The organism is Mycobacterium sp. E342 (assembly GCF_001667665.1).
Lineage (GTDB): Bacteria > Actinomycetota > Actinomycetes > Mycobacteriales > Mycobacteriaceae > Mycobacterium.
Map to the genome: position 1 here is coordinate 1 of NZ_LZJM01000125.1, position 15,296 is coordinate 15,296.

Consider the following 15,296-nt stretch of genomic DNA (forward strand, 5'->3'; position numbering starts at 1 on the left):
GGCGGCCACGTCGCCGCCCCGGGACTATCACGCCGCGCTGGACGCGGCCAAGAAATTGATCCGGGGAACGTTGCTCGGCCCGGGGCCTGCAGTGGCTGCAGGCCGGCGCCGAAAGCTGCGCCACGACCCTTGATGTGATCAAGCGATTGATTATATAGTCGGGCGCGCGAGAGGATCGTGTCCGTGACTGAAACCGTTGGCGTGGGGTTCGACGTCGACGCGCTGCGACGCAAGTACGCCGAAGAGCGCGCCCGCCGTCTGCGCCCGGACGGCATCGCGCAGTACGTGGAGACGGCCGGGGCTTTCGCCCGCTTCGCCGAAGACCCTTGGACGGACGGGACTTTCGACCGCGAGCCGCTGACCGACGAGGTCGACGTGGCCATCATCGGCGCCGGGTTCGGCGGGCTGTTGACGGGGGCGCGGCTGCGTCAGCTCGGTGTCGGCAGCGTGCGGCTGATCGACAGGGCGGCCGACGTGGGCGGGACGTGGTACTGGAACCGGTACCCGGGAATCGCCTGTGACGTCGAGTCCTACGTGTACATGCCGCTGCTGGAGGAACTCGGCTACCTGCCGACCGAAAAGTATGCCAAGGGGGCGGAGATCTTCGCCCATTGTCAGCGGATCGCCCGGCACTACGACCTCTATCGCGACGCGTGCCTGCGCACCGATGTACGCGAAATGCGTTGGAATGCTGAAGAATCGCGCTGGATCATCCGCACCGACCGCGGCGACGACATGCGGGCCCGGTTCGTGTCCATGGCCAACGGCTACCAGGCCAAACCCAAGCTGCCCGGCATCGAGGGCCTCGGCACGTTTCGCGGCCACGCGTTCCACACCAGCCGGTGGGACTACGCCTACACCGGGGAGAACCTGGAGCACCTCGCCGACAAGCGCGTCGGGATCATCGGTACCGGGGCCACGGCGATCCAATGCGTCCCGCACCTCGCCCGGGCGGCCCGGCGGCTCCACGTCTTCCAGCGCACGCCGTCATCGGTGGACGTGCGGGCCAACCGCGCCACCGATCCCCTGTGGGCCGGCACATTACGGCCGGGATGGCAGCGCAGGCGGATCGAGAACTTCCAGATCCTCACCGCCGGCGGCCAGGCCGACGAAGACCTGGTCGACGACGCCTGGACGAGCATCACGCGCAAGCTTCCGGTGATGCGCCACGACGGTGACGGCGTCGTCGACCCGGCGCAACGCGGCCGCGACATCGAGATCGCGGACTTCGCCAAGATGGAGGAGATCCGGGCGCGGGTCGCGGGCATCGTCGCCGATCCGGCGACCGCGGAGGCGCTCAAGCCGTGGTACGGGTACTTCTGCAAACGCCCCTGCTTCCACGACGAGTACCTGCAGACGTTCAACCGCGACAACGTCACCCTGGTCGACACCCGCGGGCGTGGCGTGCAGCGCATCACCGAGTCGGGTGTGGTGGTCGACGGCGTGCCCTACGAGCTCGACTGCCTCGTCTTCGCAACGGGTTTCGAGGTCGGCACCGACTACTGCCGGCGCACCGGCTTCGAGCTGATCGGCCGCGACGGGGTGTCACTGACCGAACACTGGCGTGACGGGGTGCGCACCTTTCAGGGGCTGTGCACGACGAAGTTCCCGAACTGCTTCATCGAGAGCATCGCGCAGGCGGGCCTGACGGTGAACTTCCCCTACCTGCTGGACGTGCAGGCCACCCACGCCGCGTGGATCATCGCGTGGGCGCTCGAGCACGGGGTCAGCGAAGTGGAGGCCGCTCCCGCCGCCGAATCCGCCTGGGTCGACACGGTGGTCACCCGGTCGGCCGCCAGCGCCGAGCGCGCACAAACGTGCACACCCGGCTACTACAACCGGGAGGGCAAGGCGGACACCAAGACCCGGCAAGGCAGCTTCTTCTTCGGCGCGCCCACGGAGTACGCCGACCTGCTGCGCGAGTGGCGGGCCGACGGTGGCCTGGACGGCTACCTGATTCGCGGCGGCGAGGCGCGACGGTGACCAGCCGGCAGGCCCGGTGGCGCTACGGCCTCGGCCGGCTGCGGGCCGCCACCCGCCGCGGGCGCCCGCCCAAGGTGGCGATCATCGGTGCCGGCTTCGGTGGGCTGGCCGCCGCCGTCGCGCTGCGCCGGGCCGGCATCGACGACCTGGTGATCATCGAGGCCGACGACGGGGTAGGCGGCACCTGGCGGCGCAACACCTATCCCGGTGCCGCGTGCGACATCCAGAGCCACCTCTATTCGTTCTCGTTCGCGCCCAACAAATCCTGGACCCGCACCTACGCGCGGCAGCCCGAGATCCTGGCCTATCTCGAGTCGGTCGCCGACGACTTCGACCTGCGCCGACACCTCGTGCTGGGCACCCGGGCGCGCTCGGTCCGCTGGAACGGCGCGGCGTGGCACTGCCGGCTGGACCGGGCGGGGCGCGAATCCACCCTGACCGTCGACGTCGTCGTGTGCGCCGTCGGGTTGTTCGGCTCCCCAAGGCTTCCCGACATTCCGGGACTGGCCGATTTCACCGGCACGCTCATGCACACCGCGCACTGGGATCACGGGATCGACCTGGCCGGCAAGAGGGTGGCCGTCATCGGCACCGGCGCCAGCGGGGTGCAGGCCGTCCCCGAACTGGCCAAGATCGCCGACCTTGTGAGCGTCTTCCAACGCACGCCGCCGTGGATGGTGCCCAAGGACGACCGCCCCTACACCGCAACGGAGTTGGCGCGGTTCCGGCGCAACCCGCTGGCCGCTCGCCGCACCCGCTGGCAGATCTGGAAATTCCAGCACGACAACACCGCAACCTTCGCCGACGACCCGGTCATCGACGCGCGCACGCACGTCGCGACGTCCTTTCTGGAGCGCACCGTCGCCGACGAGCGGCTGCGCCGGGCATTGACGCCCGGCTACCCGTTCCGCTGCAAGCGGGTGTTGCTGGGCGACGATTTCTACCGGGCGCTGCAGCGCGACAACGTCGAGTTGGTCACCGACCCCATCGAGCGCATCGACGGATCGTCGGTGCTCACCTCGGCGGGGCGCGCGGTCGACGTGGACGCGATCGTGCTGGCCACCGGGTTCGAGACGTCGCACTATCTGCCCGGCATCGACGTCATCGGCCTCGGTGGACGCCGGCTGCACGAGCGGTGGGGCGACGATCCGAGCGCGTACCTGGGCGTCGCGGTCAGCGGCTTCCCGAACTTCTTCATGCTGTATGGCCCCAACACCAACCAGGGCGGAAACTCGATCGTCTACATCCTCGAGGCGGGTGCGCGACTCGTCGCCAGCGCGGTCAGCCGGATCGCACGCAGGGGCGGCTACCTCGACGTGCGCCCCGAGGCCGAAAAGCGATACAACGACCAACTTTCCGCCGACCTGGAGCGCACCATCTGGACCCGGTGCGACAGCTACTTCCGCTCGCCCACCGGCCGCATCGTCACCCAGTGGCCCTACACCGAGCTGGAGTACGCCCGGCGCACGTGGCGCCTGCGGCCGCAGGACTGGCTACTGTCCCAGGCCGAAGTCGATGACCCCGCGGATCAGGCGGCCGGCGGTCAGGTCGGCGTAGGCGTCGTTGATGTCGTCGAGCCGATAGCGCTTGGTGATCATCTCGTCGAGGAGTAGCCGACCCGACTCGTACAACGTGGCCAGCAGCGCGATGTCACCCTTGGGGTTGCATGAGCCGAAGACGGTGCCGCACAACGTCTTGTTCATCAGGATGAAGTCCTGCAGCGCGATGGCGATCGACCCCAACGCCGGCGACGGCAGCCCGGTCAGCACGCAGGTGCCGCCCTTGCGGGTGAGCGCAAGCGCGGCCCCGACGTCGGCCTCGCCGATCACGGCGGGAGAGACCACCACCGCATCCGCCATCACACCGCGGGTCAGGTCGCGGACCAGCTCGACCGCGTCCGCAGCCGTCGCCGCGGTGTGGGTTGCGCCGAACGTCTGGGCGGAGGTGCGCTTGAAGTCGCTGACGTCGACCGCGACGATCCGGGCCGCGCCGTTGATGCGCGCGCCCTGGACGGCCGCGGTGCCGATCCCGCCGGTGCCGATCACCACCACGGTGTCACCGCCGCGCACGCCGGCCCGCCGGGCGGCCGACCCATACCCGGTGGGGACCGCGCAGGCCAGCAGAGCGGCGGGCAGCAGGGGAAGGCCGGAATCGATCTTCACCAGCGAATTGGCCGCCACCACAGTATGTTCGGCGAACGCGCCGATCTTGGACACGTGGCCGAGGTTGCGCCCGTCGACGGTGTGATGGCGGAAGGTGCCGTCCGTCGGCATGCCCGGCGCCAACGTTCCCGAACCCGTGTCGCACAGGTACTCCATCCCGGAGGCGCACCACCGGCACCGGCCGCACACCGCGACGAAGGAGGTCACCACGTGGTCACCCGGTGCGAACCCGGCGACGCCCGGCCCGACGTCGACCACCACGCCGGAGCCCTCGTGCCCACCGATCGTCGGTGACATGGCGGGTAATCCCAGGGCGCGCAACGTTTCCGGCGGCGCAGCCAGCTTCCCCTGACGGATGTGTTCGTCGGAGTGGCAGAGCCCGGTGGCCGCCAGCCGCACCATGACCTCGCCCGCCTTCGGCGGATCCAGCTCGAACTCCTCGACCGTCCACGGGTGGCCGTACTCGTAGAGGATGGCCGCGCGGCTTCGCATCGACTGCTGCCGCCTTTCTGCCGAATGAGTTGACTGGAGCCGGGACGGGCGGTCCGCGTTACCGGGCGGGATCCGCGGCGACCTCGATGTCGCCGGCCGCGGCCGCGGCCTCCAATTGGTGGAAATCGTCGAGCGATTTGTCGGCGTAGGCGTAACACCACTCGGCCACCGCGGCCGACACGATGTCGCTGGTGCCGACGTACCCGCGCAGCAACGAGGCATTGGCGCTCTGCGAGTGCGCCCGTGCCAACAGCACCGCGCAGGCGGCGACGTAGTCGCTGAACGTGGAGGACGCCATGCCCTCGGTGTCGATGGTGCCCTTCATGTCGTGGAACTGCCGGACGTAGTAGTCGCGCCCGTCCTTGCGGGTTGGCCCGAGGAACACGTCCGACATCGCCTGCAGGATCCGCTGGCCGTCGACGACGCGCATGCCCTGCCCCTTGGCCTCGACGGCCGCGCCCAGCATGGCCGGTTGAGGCCAGCCGCCGTATTCGTCGAGCACCGACCGGGTCGCCTCCTTGATCTGCAGGATGAGCGGAGTGCCGTTGGGACCCACCAGGATCACCAGGAAACACCGGGTTCCCACGCTGCCGACGCCGACCACCCGCAACGCCACGTCGGTGACGCGAAAGTGCGACAGCAGCAGCGCGATGTCGGCGGGAACGGTGGACAGGTATTCCTGAATCGAGTCCATCAGCACGGCTTCGGCGTCCTCGTCGACGTGCTGCAGAACCGGTGGCGCCTCCCGGAGCCGTGGCGTCCCGTCGGCGCCGACTTCGGTGAGCTGCTTGAAGACCCGCGCCGACGTCCGGCTGCGCGCCCGGGACGTCGTCTTCTGGATCACGCCGAGCAGGCCCTTGGACACGGTGCCGGCATGCCGCTCCGGTTCCACCCGCAGGTAGTAGCGGTCCAGCACGTCCATCGCGAGCATCGCCTGCAGGCTGGTTTGGTAGCCGAGTAACGCCTGCCCGACGCAGCGGCGGATGGCCTTGGCGGGATACCCCGCGTGGCGCCCGCCGACGATCGCGCTGGTGATCAGGCGCTTGACGTCCCATTCCGCCGGGGCGACCGCGGCCTCGTCGAAGTCGTTGAGGTCGAACACTATTGAGCGGTGCGGCGCCGCGTACATGCCGAAGTTGGACACGTGGGCGTCGCCGCAACACATCACTTCGATCCCGCTCGACGGGCTGGCGCCCAGGTCGGCGGCCATCACGGCGGCCGAACCGCGGTAGAACGAGAACGGGTCGGCGAGCATGCGGGCGAACCGCAGCGGGACGAGTTCGGGCAGCCGCCCGGCGTTTTGGGCCACCAGGATTTCGGTGGCCGACTTCTGCGATGGTGTCAGCTCCGCGAGCGTGCGACGCGGCACGGTCTTGCGCAGCGCGCGGCCGCGCGCCTCGTCCTGGTCCGGGACCTCGAGATCGATCAGGCGTTCACGCAGCACCCGTTGCGGCATCCGCTCAGCATAGGTAGCCGTGCCGCGGCCGCGGCGCGCTTTCGACTGCCCGCGAGTCACGTCGTCGCGATCAGCCCGCGGCGGCCACCCTGGCCCGCTCGGCCATCGAGGCGATCACGCCACCGTCGTTGAGGATGTCGGTGCCGGTGAGGTAGCCCGCCTTGTCGCCGGCGCAGAACGCCAGCAGGTCGGCCATCTCCTCGGGCCGGCCCCACCTCGGGACGGCGGCGTTGGTGACCATCGCTCCGGCGCCGGCTTGTTCCTCGAGCCGGCCCATCTCGGTGTCGATGGAGCCCGGCGACACCGAGACGATGCGCAACCCGCGGGCATTGAACCTCTCCGCCTGCGACTGGCTGTACCACTTCACGAAGCTCTTGCTGACGGCGTAGGCGAGGCCGGGCCGCGCCTCCTCGGGCGCGATGTCGCAGGTCGTCATCATCGCGGCCATGAACTCGTCGACGTCGCTCAGCGCCAGCGAAAACCGGTCCACCGGAACCATTTCCGCGGGCAGTAGGTGTGCGGCCATCGATGCCACGTTGACGATCGCCGAGCCCTCGCCGGCCACCGCGTAGAACGCCTCGTTGACGTTGAGCGTGCCGAGCGCGTTGGTCCGCATCACATAGTCGGCCGTGCCCATGCTGGGGCTCACGCCCGCCGTGTGGATGACCGAGGCGAGCGTCCCGAGATTGGTTGCGGTGTCGAGCAGGTCGGCGAGCGCCCGCCGATCGGTCACGTCGCAGTCGACGGCGGTGTGCGTCATTCCGAGTTCGTCGAGGGCGGCGGCCGCCGCGGCGAGCCGGTCCCGCCTGACGTCGCACAGGACGACGGTGTGGTCTCGTCCGACGACTTTGGCCGTGGCCAGGCCCATGCCGCCCGCGCCGCCCGTGATCACCGACACTCGATTCATATCTGGACGGTATACGGCGGGCGGCCGCGGGCAGTTAGGGGTCGGGCACCTGATGGTGGGGATGGCCGCTGTGGCGGATCGCCGTACCGAAGAACGGCGCCCGCACGGTGGCCGCCAGGTGCCGGCGGTTTCGGGTCAGGGCGACGACGGCCACCGCGGTGTAGGCGCCGCAGAGCAGCAGCCGGCCATGGGTCGAGGCGATGGGGAACTGCACGACGAACAGGCCCAACAGCGTGCCCGCCGCGGCACGGTGGAACCGCAGCGCCAACAACAGCGCCACCCCCATCATGGTTTGGGTGGCCGTGAGCAACACTTCCTCCACCTGACGCTGGTCGAGCTGTAGGGAGAATCCGCCGCCGCCCAGCAGGTGGGCGAGCGGCAGCGACCCGATCAGCAGCGTCCACTGGTTGACCTTGGAGGAGATCAGGGTGGCGATGGCCGCCGTGCCCTTGCCCCGGGTGGCGAAGATGGTCGCGACGATGAACTCCGGGGCCTCGGAAGCGAGGGGGGCGAGCCATTGAACCAGCAGGAAGCGGTCGATGCCGAGCTCGGTGCCCGCGGCGACCAGGTTGTCCGCGAACGGCTTCGCGCACAACAGGATCACCGCGCCGGAGGCCAGGAAGAGGCCGACCACGACGATGCGCCGCCCGCGGTCGGGCAGCTCCCCAAGGGCGGCGGCGGTCCCGATCAGGTCGGGCTCCTCCACATCGCCGTGGCTCACTTTGTAGAGGTAGAACCCGAACCAGGCCAACAGCGCCAGGCCCAGGCCGAAGTGGATTTGGCCGCTTGCCGGTATCGCGAACGCGATGACGCCGGCGATCAGCAGGAACCCGAGTTCGACGCGATTGGTCGGTTGGAGCGCCAAGCCGGTGGCCTTCGCGTCGCCGGCCTTGCGCGCCACCACGATGCTGACCAGTACGACGACGGGCCAACCGAGGCCCATCAGCAGCCGGTTGGACCCGGTCATGTTGGCGGCGGCGTATTGGGTGTAATCCGCGTTGTGGCCGGACACGTAGGCGTAATACAGGTCGACGGCGTACTCGGGCAGCACCGCGATCAGCGCCAGCACCGCCGTGGCCATCCCGCCGGAGACATCGATCTGCGCGGCTTCGGCCGCCCAGGCCAGCAGGAAGCTGGCCGACACCACCGCGGCCCCGAAGATGATGAGGGCGAGGACCGGGTCGGGGTGCAGCCCGGCGACGCGGAGCACCAGCGCCGGTGCGACGAACGCCGCGGTGATCAGTCCGGACCGGGTCAGGGTGCGACGCCGGGAGCGTTCTGCCGTGGAGACCGCGGCGGGCCTGTCTGTGGCGAGCATCGTCATCCTTCGATACGGAGGGGTGGCGACTGTACCGGCACTGTACCGACGTAGTGAGGTTAGGTTTGCCATGCCGAACCGCCTACCCAAGTTACCCGCGCAGCCCGTCGCCAGCAACGTGGTCGACCGCTCGAGATGGCTCGGCGCTGGCAATCATCTTTGCTGGCCAGGACGGCGCCGGCGAAAAGTTAGGCAGCCCCGATTCCGAAGTTTGGCAAACCTCTGGGTCCGGAATCAGGTCCCTACGCAGTACGACGGGCCGCAGGCGGGGGAGGTTCCCGCTATTTCCCCGGCCCCATGGCGGCGGCCGCGGCTTGGGCGAACAGTTCGACGGCTTGGTTGCGGGTTAGCGAGGCCAACATCGGTTCGGCGGCGCGCATCATGTCGCCGACCATCAGGGTCGGTCCGTTGCCCAGGTTCTCGAAGGCCTCGGCGATGACGTCCGCCACGGCGGCCGCGCCCGGCGGCACCTCGTCGAGCGAACCGATCTGCCCGCGGCTGTGTTCGAGTTGCCGCAGGGCGGGCGTATCGGTCTTGCCCAGGATGAGGCCCAGGACGTCGACGCCCTTGTCGTGCAACTCGGCCCACAGCGCCTCGGCGAAGACCATGTCGAACGCCTTCGACGCGCCGTAGGCCACCATGTTGGCCCCGCCGGCCAGGCCGGCGCCCGACCCGAACAGCACGATCCCGCCACGCCCCCGCTCGACCATGGCGGCGGCGAAGTGGTGGCACAGCTGCATCGGCACCATGCAGTTGCGTCGCACCATCGCCTCGGCGGCTTCGATCGGGTTGGCGAGAAACGGCTCGAAGTTCGGGTCGGCGCCCGCGCAGTAGGCGAGGAAGCCGACCTCGAGGTCGGCGGTCGCCGCGGCGACCGCCGCCGCCGCACCCGGTTCGGCGAGATCGATGGCGAGGGTCCGCGTGGACGCCGACGTGTCGTCGCGGATCCTGGCCGCGACGTCCTCGAGGACGGCTTGCCGGCGGGCGATGAGCACGACGTTGACGCCCCGCTCGGCGAGCCCGCGGGCGAACGCCGCGCCCACCCCATCCGAGGCCCCGGCCACCAGCGCCCACGGCCCGTATTTGGCTGCGAACGTCATCCGGCGCCCCCGACGGTCGTCAGGCGCACCTGGGTGTAGCGCCGGCGAGCGATGCGCCACCCGTCGGGGGTGCGCACGATCTCGTCGTCGTAGAAGCCGATCGCATTGACGCCGGAGTCGTTGTCGGCGGCCAGGATCAGTCCGTCGATATAGGTGCGCGCCGTCGCCGTGTCGCCGTCGACCGTGATCGCCAGGTTGGTCAGGCGATGCAGCGTGTGTCCCGCCAAAGCGTGCACCTGAGCCATGAAGTCCGTGACGGCGTCGACGCCCGTCCACGACCCGATCACGCCGTAGTCGAGCTGGCAGTCCGCGGTGAACACCGTGCGAAACAGCGGCCAGTCGCGCCGGTCGATCCCGCTGGCGTAACGCACCAGCAATTCGGAGATGTCCTGGCGGTCATCACGTTCGGTCATGGCAGGTCTTCACCGCAGCGCGCAAAACGTTACTTTCTCGAATAGTCGATATAGACTCTCGAATGTTCGTCTCACTCTAAAGCGTGCGGCAGGGGAGTCAAGCCATTCGGGGATCGACGTCTGCACCGACCGCCCGGGTGCTCGACGTCGTCGAGCTCCTGGCCCGGTCTTCAAACGCGCGGCTGCGGTTCTCCGACATCGTGCGCGAGCTCGATCTCACGCAGGCGACCGCGCACGCCATCCTCAAGACGCTGTGCGACCGGGGGTGGGCCAGCCGCGATCCGGTCGCCAAGACGTTCACGCTGGGCCCCGCACTGGCCGTCGTGGCGGCGCGCACGGACACCGCCCGGCCGCTCGCGCATGCGGCCCGTTCCGCGGCCCTGCGATTGTCGCGGCAGGTCGGCTACGGCTGCTCCGTGGTCGAGCGATTCGGGGATTCGTTGGTGGTCACCGCATTTGAAGGCCGGCCCGCCACCCCACCGTCCGGAATCCCCGGCGATCGCATCCCGTACGCCCCGCCCTTCGGGGTGGCGCTCGCCGCCTGGGACGACGAGGAGGAACAACGCGCGTGGATCCGCCGCGGAGCGGGCAACAACCCGGATCGCACCCGGCGCCTGGAACGGGTGCTGGAGCACACCCGCGAGCGGGGTTTCGACGTCGACTGGACCACGCCCGCGCTCGCCCAGGCCGTGCAGGTGGTCGGCACGCTGCACAGCGCTGAGATGCCCACGCCGGTGCGTCACATCGTGGATCAGTTGCTCGACGAGTTCACCACCATCGGGTTCCTCTCCGACGACAACCCGGGTCGCCGCAAGCAACCCGTGGTGACCATCGCCGCACCGGTTTTCGACCAACGACACGTCGCCCTGATGGTGGCCGTGCACCCACTGTGCCCGTTGTCGGCGCGGCAGATCCGGGCCATCGGCAAGCAGTTGACCGACGAAACGGCGGCGATCGGCCTGCCCCCGCCTCGACCGGATAGCGTCGGCCAAGCGGTCTAGGCTCCGCCTATGGAACTGCGGCAGTTGCGCTACTTCGTGGCCGTCGCAGAGGAGCTGCACTTCGGCCGGGCCGCGCAACGCGTGCACATCTCCGGACCGGCCCTGTCGCAACAGATCATCGCGCTGGAGCGCGAGCTGGGCGCCGACCTGTTCGTGCGGGACCGGCGCAGCGTCCGGCTGACGGAGGCCGGACGCACCCTCCTTCCGGACGCGCGCCGGATCCTGTCGCTGGCCGACGACGCCAAGGCCCGCCTGCGGCGGGCGGCCGTGCGCAGCACACCGGTGCGCCTGGGCTACGTCAGCTGGCTTCCCGACGACATCACCACCCTGCTGGGGAGCGCGGCGGACCTGCGGCTCGACGACTGGGTGCTGCCCTCGCACGCCCAGGCCGACCGGGTGGCCGAGGGCACCCTCGACATCGCGCTGGCGTGGGTGACCGCGGGCCAGGCCGAGGAGCGCGGTCTGACGGCGCACCTGCTGCGGACCGAGCCGCTGCACGCCGTCGTCCCGGGCCTCAGTTCGACGGAACCCGTTGTAGCGCAACGGGTCAGCGTGCTCGTCGACGCGGACGAGTCGGCATGGTCATCGTGGAATCGATACGCCAAGGAGTTCGCCGCCGCCACCGGCGCCCGCATCGTGCCCATCGAGGACGGCGGCATCACCGGTGACGCGTTCTACGCCCACGTGCGCAGGATCGGCGCGGCCGTGCTCGCGTCACCGAAACGCCACACCGCGGCCCTCCCGCCCAGCCTGGGTCAGCGTCCCGTCGCCGAACCGGTGCCGCTGTGGACGTGGTCGCTGCTGCACCGCCGGGACGACGACCGCGCCGGGGTGCGCGACGCCGTGGAAGCGCTGCTGGCGGTCGCGCGTACCCGTGACTGGCCGGCCCCTCCCGCCGGGCCGTGGTGGGCGCCGTCCGACGACCCTCACCTGCGGTGAGAAGTCGCATCGACCACTGGTAACAGAGCGGTCCTGGACGGCGGCCCGGCGCTGCGCTTGGGTGAAGGTAACGCAGTCCGGGAGGCGAAAAGTCATGGCACACAACCACGTCGTGGACGAGCTGGCCGAATTCGTCGTCGGCGCGCGGCCGACCGACCTGGCGGGACGGCCGCGCACGCTGATGAAGCGCAACATCCTCGACAGCATCGCCTGCGCGGTCGGCTCCCTGGACGGCGAGCTCGTCGCGACGATCCGCGACCACACCGGCCAGTTCAGCGGCGTCCCCACCGCCACCTTGGTGGGCGGCGGACGGGCATCGGTGGACCAGGCGGCGTTCTTCAACGCGGTGCTGGTGCGCTATCCCGATCTGCTCGACACCTATCTGACGGTCGGAGGCCTGTGCCATCCCGCCGACAACTTCGGTGCCGTGCTGGCCGTCGCCGAGCACACGGGCGCCGGCGGAGCCGACTTCCTGTTGGCGCTGGCGGTCGCCTACGAGGTGCAATGCCGGTTCAGCTCCCAGGTGCCGGTGATGGCGCGCGGCCTCAATCACGCGTTGCAGCTGTCGATCTCGGTCGCGGCCGCCGCGGCGAAGCTGCTGGGACTGAGCGTCGAGCAAACCGCCAACGCGATCGCGGCCGCCGCGACCGACAACGTGTCGTTGGCGACGGTGCACGCCGAACCGGTCTCGAATTGGAAGGGCATCTCGCCGGCGATCACCGGCATGCGCGCCGTCTATGCGACCATGCTCGCCGCCCGCGGCGTCACCGGGCCGAAGTCGTTGTTCGAGGGCCCGCACGGCCTGGTGCAGCTGTTCGACCAGCCCATCGACCTGGCGACCGGCGACCGGCGGCTCACCTGCGTGGAGCAGACCTACCTCAAGCAGTACTGCTCCCTGATCCACGGGCAGGTGGTCATCGACGCGATCTTGGCCCTGCGCACCGAAAACGACCTGCGCGGTGCGGACGTCGCGCGGGTGACGCTCGAGGTCTTCCAGGGCGCATACGACTTCGCCGGCGGGGGAGCCTACGGCGGCAAGGACGACCCCCGCACCAAGGAGCAGGCCGACTACAACCTCAAATACCTCAGTGCGGTGGCGCTGCTCGACGGCGGGGTTGGCCCCGAACAGCTGGAAACCGACCGGGTCCTGCGCGACGACGTCCAGGAGTTGTTGACGCGTGTCGACGTCAAACCCGCCGCCGACCTGACCGCCGACTATCCGCAACGCACGGCGGCGCGGGTGCACCTGGTGACCCGCGACGGACGGGAATTGTCCCGCGAACAAGCCGATTACGAGGGTTCCCCGACTCGGCCCATGTCGTGGGAACGCGTCGCGGACAAGTTCGAATGGCTGGCCGGACCCTTCTGCGACGAAGCGCTGCGCGCCGAAATCATCGCAGCGGTCGATCACCTCGACGAAATCCCCGTCGCCGACCTCGCCGCCCTGCTGGGCGCGGCGAGCCCCGTCGCGCAACGGCCGCGCACCAAGCCCCGGTTCTGACCTGCCGGGCGCGCCCCCTTGCATGGCCCGCTTCCGGCGGTGCGATGATCGGCCATGCGCAAACATCAGGGCGGCAATCGGTGGGAGTTGGTCACCTGCGCGGTCGCGGGCCACGCCACCTACGCCCCCGACGAGCAGGACCTCGCCGCCCGGCTGAGCGGCACCACCGCACTGGGCGAAGTCTGGCGCTGCCTGCGCTGCGGTGAATTCACGGTGGGCCGCCCCCACGGGCGGGGACGCGCCGAAGACGCGCCGATGATCATGCGCGGCAAGGCTTTACGTCAGGCCATCATCATCCGAACCCTGGCGGTAGAGCGCCTGTTCCGGGCGGTGGTGATCGCGCTCGCCGCGTACGCGGTGTGGAAGTTTCGCGGCGCACGCGGTGCCATCCAGGCCACCCTCGAACGCGACCTGCCGATCTTCCGCGCCGCCGGATTCAAGGTCGATCAGATGACGATCGTGCACGAACTGGAGAAGGCGCTCGCCGCCAAGCCGTCCACCCTGGCCCTGCTGACCTTGATGCTGGCCGCCTACGCGCTGCTGGAGGTCGTCGAAGGCGTCGGCCTGTGGTTGCTGAAGCGCTGGGGCGAGTACTTCGCGGTGATCGCCACCTCGGTGTTCCTGCCGCTGGAGGTTCACGACCTGTTCAAGGGCATCACGATGACCCGGGCGGTCACCTTCGCCATCAACGTGGCCGCCGTCGTCTACCTGTTGTTCTCCAAGCGTCTGTTCGGCCTGCGGGGCGGCCGCGCCGCCTACGACGAGGAACGGCGCGGCGAGCAGCTGCTCGACGTCGAGAAGGCCGCCGCCGGAACCTGACGCCGGACCGGGCCGCGACTGGTAAGAACAAAGCGATGGGCACTTATGCGGTCACCGGGTCGGCTTCCGGGATGGGTCACGAGACCGTGCAGCGGCTCAAGGCCGACGGGCACACCGTGATCGGCGTCGACATCAAAGACGCCGATATCGTCGCGGACTTGTCGACGCCGGACGGGCGCAAGCGGGCCGCCGACGGGGTGCTGGCGGCCGCGGGCGGCAAGCTCGACGGTGCGGTCCTGGCCGCCGGCCTCGGGCCCAGCCCCGGTCGAGAGCGGCTGCGGCAGATCGGCCAGGTCAACTTCTTCGGCGTCGTCGAGCCGCTGGTCGCCTGGCGGCCGGCGCTGGCCGCGGCCGAACACGCGAAAGTCGTGGTCGTGGCCAGCAACTCGGCGACGACGGTGCCCCTCGTCCCGGCGCGGGCGGTCAAGGCCTTCCTCGCGCACGATGGCGACAAGGCGCTGCGATCGGTGCGGCCGTTCGGCCCGGCCGCGCCGACCATGATGTATGCGGCGTCGAAGATCGCCGTGGGTCGTTGGGTGCGGCGCCACGCGGTGCTGCCGGAATGGGCGGGCACGGGAGTGCGCTTGAATGCCCTGGCGCCCGGAGCCATCATGACGCCGTTGCTGGAAGAACAGCTGGCGACGCCCCGGCAGGCCAAGGCCGTTCGCTCGTTCCCGGTCCCGGTCGGTGGCTTCGGCCAGGCGCGGCACATGGCCGACTGGATGTGTTTCATGCTGTCCGAGTCGGCCGAATTCCTCTGCGGCAGCGTGATCTTCGTCGACGGCGGGACCGACGCGTATTTCCGCGCCGACGACTGGCCCAAACCGCCGCCCGCGCGCGGCCTACCGGGCTACCTGCGACGGTTCAGGAGTTCGAGGAGCCTGTGACGCGCGGCCCGGGTGCCGGACGATGTGCGTCGCGCCACAATGCGGCTTTTCGCGGCGTTTACCCCGGCGCGGCGCATCGGTAAAGCGGGCCCGGTGCAATTCAATGAGTCGGCGCACAGGCCGAACAGAGAAGGATCGAAACCGTGGCAACACTGCCGTCCTGGATCAGCCGGAGCCCTACCAATCTCGATGTGGTGACGCCGATCAAGGCGCGCGCCTGTGACGCGTTGCAGGCCGTGCTGCGCGGCGGCCCACGCCGTGCCCGCCCCACCGTGACGCTCATGCGACCGGGCATGGAGCGCTGCTGACGGCACCGGG

General features: G+C 69.8%; 14 protein-coding genes. 8 read left to right on the forward strand and 6 right to left on the reverse strand.

Going from position 1 to position 15,296, the window contains the following annotated elements:
* Positions 1–183: 183 nt before the first annotated feature.
* Together A5692_RS07775 and A5692_RS07780 are read left to right on the forward strand one after the other, a co-directional pair.
* Positions 184–1,983 (forward strand): NAD(P)/FAD-dependent oxidoreductase, encoded by a 1,800-nt coding sequence (locus A5692_RS07775; RefSeq protein WP_068054488.1) that lies wholly within the window; start codon positions 184–186, stop codon positions 1,981–1,983.
* Complete coding sequence (locus A5692_RS07780) at positions 1,980–3,596, forward strand: NAD(P)/FAD-dependent oxidoreductase (RefSeq protein WP_068054254.1); 1,617 nt, start codon at positions 1,980–1,982, stop codon at positions 3,594–3,596. The genes A5692_RS07775 and A5692_RS07780 overlap by 4 nt, the downstream gene beginning before the upstream one ends.
* Here the strand turns inward: A5692_RS07780 and A5692_RS28110 are convergent.
* From A5692_RS28110 to A5692_RS07815, 6 genes are all read right to left on the reverse strand, one after another.
* Complete coding sequence (locus A5692_RS28110) at positions 3,477–4,637, reverse strand: NDMA-dependent alcohol dehydrogenase (RefSeq protein WP_082962449.1); 1,161 nt, start codon at positions 4,635–4,637, stop codon at positions 3,477–3,479. The two genes, A5692_RS07780 and A5692_RS28110, sit on opposite strands and share 120 nt — an antisense overlap.
* A 58-nt stretch (positions 4,638–4,695) precedes the next feature.
* Complete coding sequence (locus A5692_RS07795; RefSeq protein ID WP_068054266.1) at positions 4,696–6,093, reverse strand: DUF2252 domain-containing protein; 1,398 nt, start codon at positions 6,091–6,093, stop codon at positions 4,696–4,698.
* Positions 6,094–6,163: 70 nt separating this feature from the next.
* Positions 6,164–7,000 (reverse strand): SDR family oxidoreductase, encoded by an 837-nt coding sequence (locus A5692_RS07800; RefSeq protein ID WP_082962451.1) that lies wholly within the window; start codon positions 6,998–7,000, stop codon positions 6,164–6,166.
* 34 nt (positions 7,001–7,034) lie between these two features.
* Positions 7,035–8,324 (reverse strand): sodium:proton exchanger, encoded by a 1,290-nt coding sequence (locus tag A5692_RS07805; RefSeq protein ID WP_068054269.1) that lies wholly within the window; start codon positions 8,322–8,324, stop codon positions 7,035–7,037.
* A gap of 275 nt (positions 8,325–8,599) precedes the next feature.
* On the reverse strand, positions 8,600–9,418 hold the full coding sequence (locus tag A5692_RS07810; protein ID WP_068054272.1) for an SDR family NAD(P)-dependent oxidoreductase: 819 nt from the start codon (positions 9,416–9,418) through the stop codon (positions 8,600–8,602).
* Positions 9,415–9,831, reverse strand: a complete 417-nt coding sequence (locus tag A5692_RS07815; protein ID WP_068054276.1) for a nuclear transport factor 2 family protein — start codon at positions 9,829–9,831, stop codon at positions 9,415–9,417. Before A5692_RS07815 ends, A5692_RS07810 begins: the two co-directional genes overlap by 4 nt.
* Positions 9,832–9,968: 137 nt before the next feature.
* On the opposite strand from A5692_RS07815, the gene A5692_RS07820 reads away from it, so the two are divergent.
* From A5692_RS07820 to A5692_RS29415, 6 genes are all read left to right on the forward strand, one after another.
* On the forward strand, positions 9,969–10,832 hold the full coding sequence (locus A5692_RS07820) for a helix-turn-helix domain-containing protein (protein ID WP_068054278.1): 864 nt from the start codon (positions 9,969–9,971) through the stop codon (positions 10,830–10,832).
* Positions 10,833–10,841: 9 nt separating this feature from the next.
* On the forward strand, positions 10,842–11,771 hold the full coding sequence (locus tag A5692_RS30230) for a LysR family transcriptional regulator (RefSeq protein ID WP_068054280.1): 930 nt from the start codon (positions 10,842–10,844) through the stop codon (positions 11,769–11,771).
* 112 nt (positions 11,772–11,883) lie between these two features.
* Entirely contained in the window at positions 11,884–13,272 is a 1,389-nt protein-coding gene (locus A5692_RS07830) for an MmgE/PrpD family protein (protein ID WP_082962463.1), read from the forward strand.
* 54 nt (positions 13,273–13,326) lie between these two features.
* Positions 13,327–14,091: a DUF2127 domain-containing protein gene (locus A5692_RS07835; RefSeq protein ID WP_068054284.1), complete on the forward strand. Its 765-nt coding sequence runs from the start codon at positions 13,327–13,329 to the stop codon at positions 14,089–14,091.
* A 35-nt stretch (positions 14,092–14,126) separates the two neighbouring features.
* Positions 14,127–14,978, forward strand: coding sequence for an SDR family oxidoreductase (locus tag A5692_RS07840; RefSeq protein WP_068054287.1), 852 nt, complete (start codon positions 14,127–14,129; stop codon positions 14,976–14,978).
* A 143-nt stretch (positions 14,979–15,121) separates the two neighbouring features.
* Positions 15,122–15,286, forward strand: coding sequence for a hypothetical protein (locus A5692_RS29415; protein ID WP_197514391.1), 165 nt, complete (start codon positions 15,122–15,124; stop codon positions 15,284–15,286).
* Positions 15,287–15,296 lie beyond the last annotated feature (10 nt).

What these genes read in the sequence shown, in the direction of transcription:
- A5692_RS28110 (WP_082962449.1), bottom strand. Translation starts at nt 4,637, where the DNA reads ATGCGAAGCCGCGCGGCCATCCTCTACGAGTACGGCCACCCGTGGACG.
- A5692_RS07795 (WP_068054266.1), bottom strand. Translation starts at nt 6,093, where the DNA reads ATGCCGCAACGGGTGCTGCGTGAACGCCTGATCGATCTCGAGGTCCCG.
- A5692_RS07800 (WP_082962451.1), bottom strand. Translation starts at nt 7,000, where the DNA reads ATGAATCGAGTGTCGGTGATCACGGGCGGCGCGGGCGGCATGGGCCTG.
- A5692_RS07805 (WP_068054269.1), bottom strand. Translation starts at nt 8,324, where the DNA reads ATGACGATGCTCGCCACAGACAGGCCCGCCGCGGTCTCCACGGCAGAA.
- A5692_RS07810 (WP_068054272.1), bottom strand. Translation starts at nt 9,418, where the DNA reads ATGACGTTCGCAGCCAAATACGGGCCGTGGGCGCTGGTGGCCGGGGCC.
- A5692_RS07815 (WP_068054276.1), bottom strand. Translation starts at nt 9,831, where the DNA reads ATGACCGAACGTGATGACCGCCAGGACATCTCCGAATTGCTGGTGCGT.
- A5692_RS30230 (WP_068054280.1), top strand. Translation starts at nt 10,842, where the DNA reads ATGGAACTGCGGCAGTTGCGCTACTTCGTGGCCGTCGCAGAGGAGCTG.
- A5692_RS07835 (WP_068054284.1), top strand. Translation starts at nt 13,327, where the DNA reads ATGCGCAAACATCAGGGCGGCAATCGGTGGGAGTTGGTCACCTGCGCG.
- A5692_RS07840 (WP_068054287.1), top strand. Translation starts at nt 14,127, where the DNA reads ATGGGCACTTATGCGGTCACCGGGTCGGCTTCCGGGATGGGTCACGAG.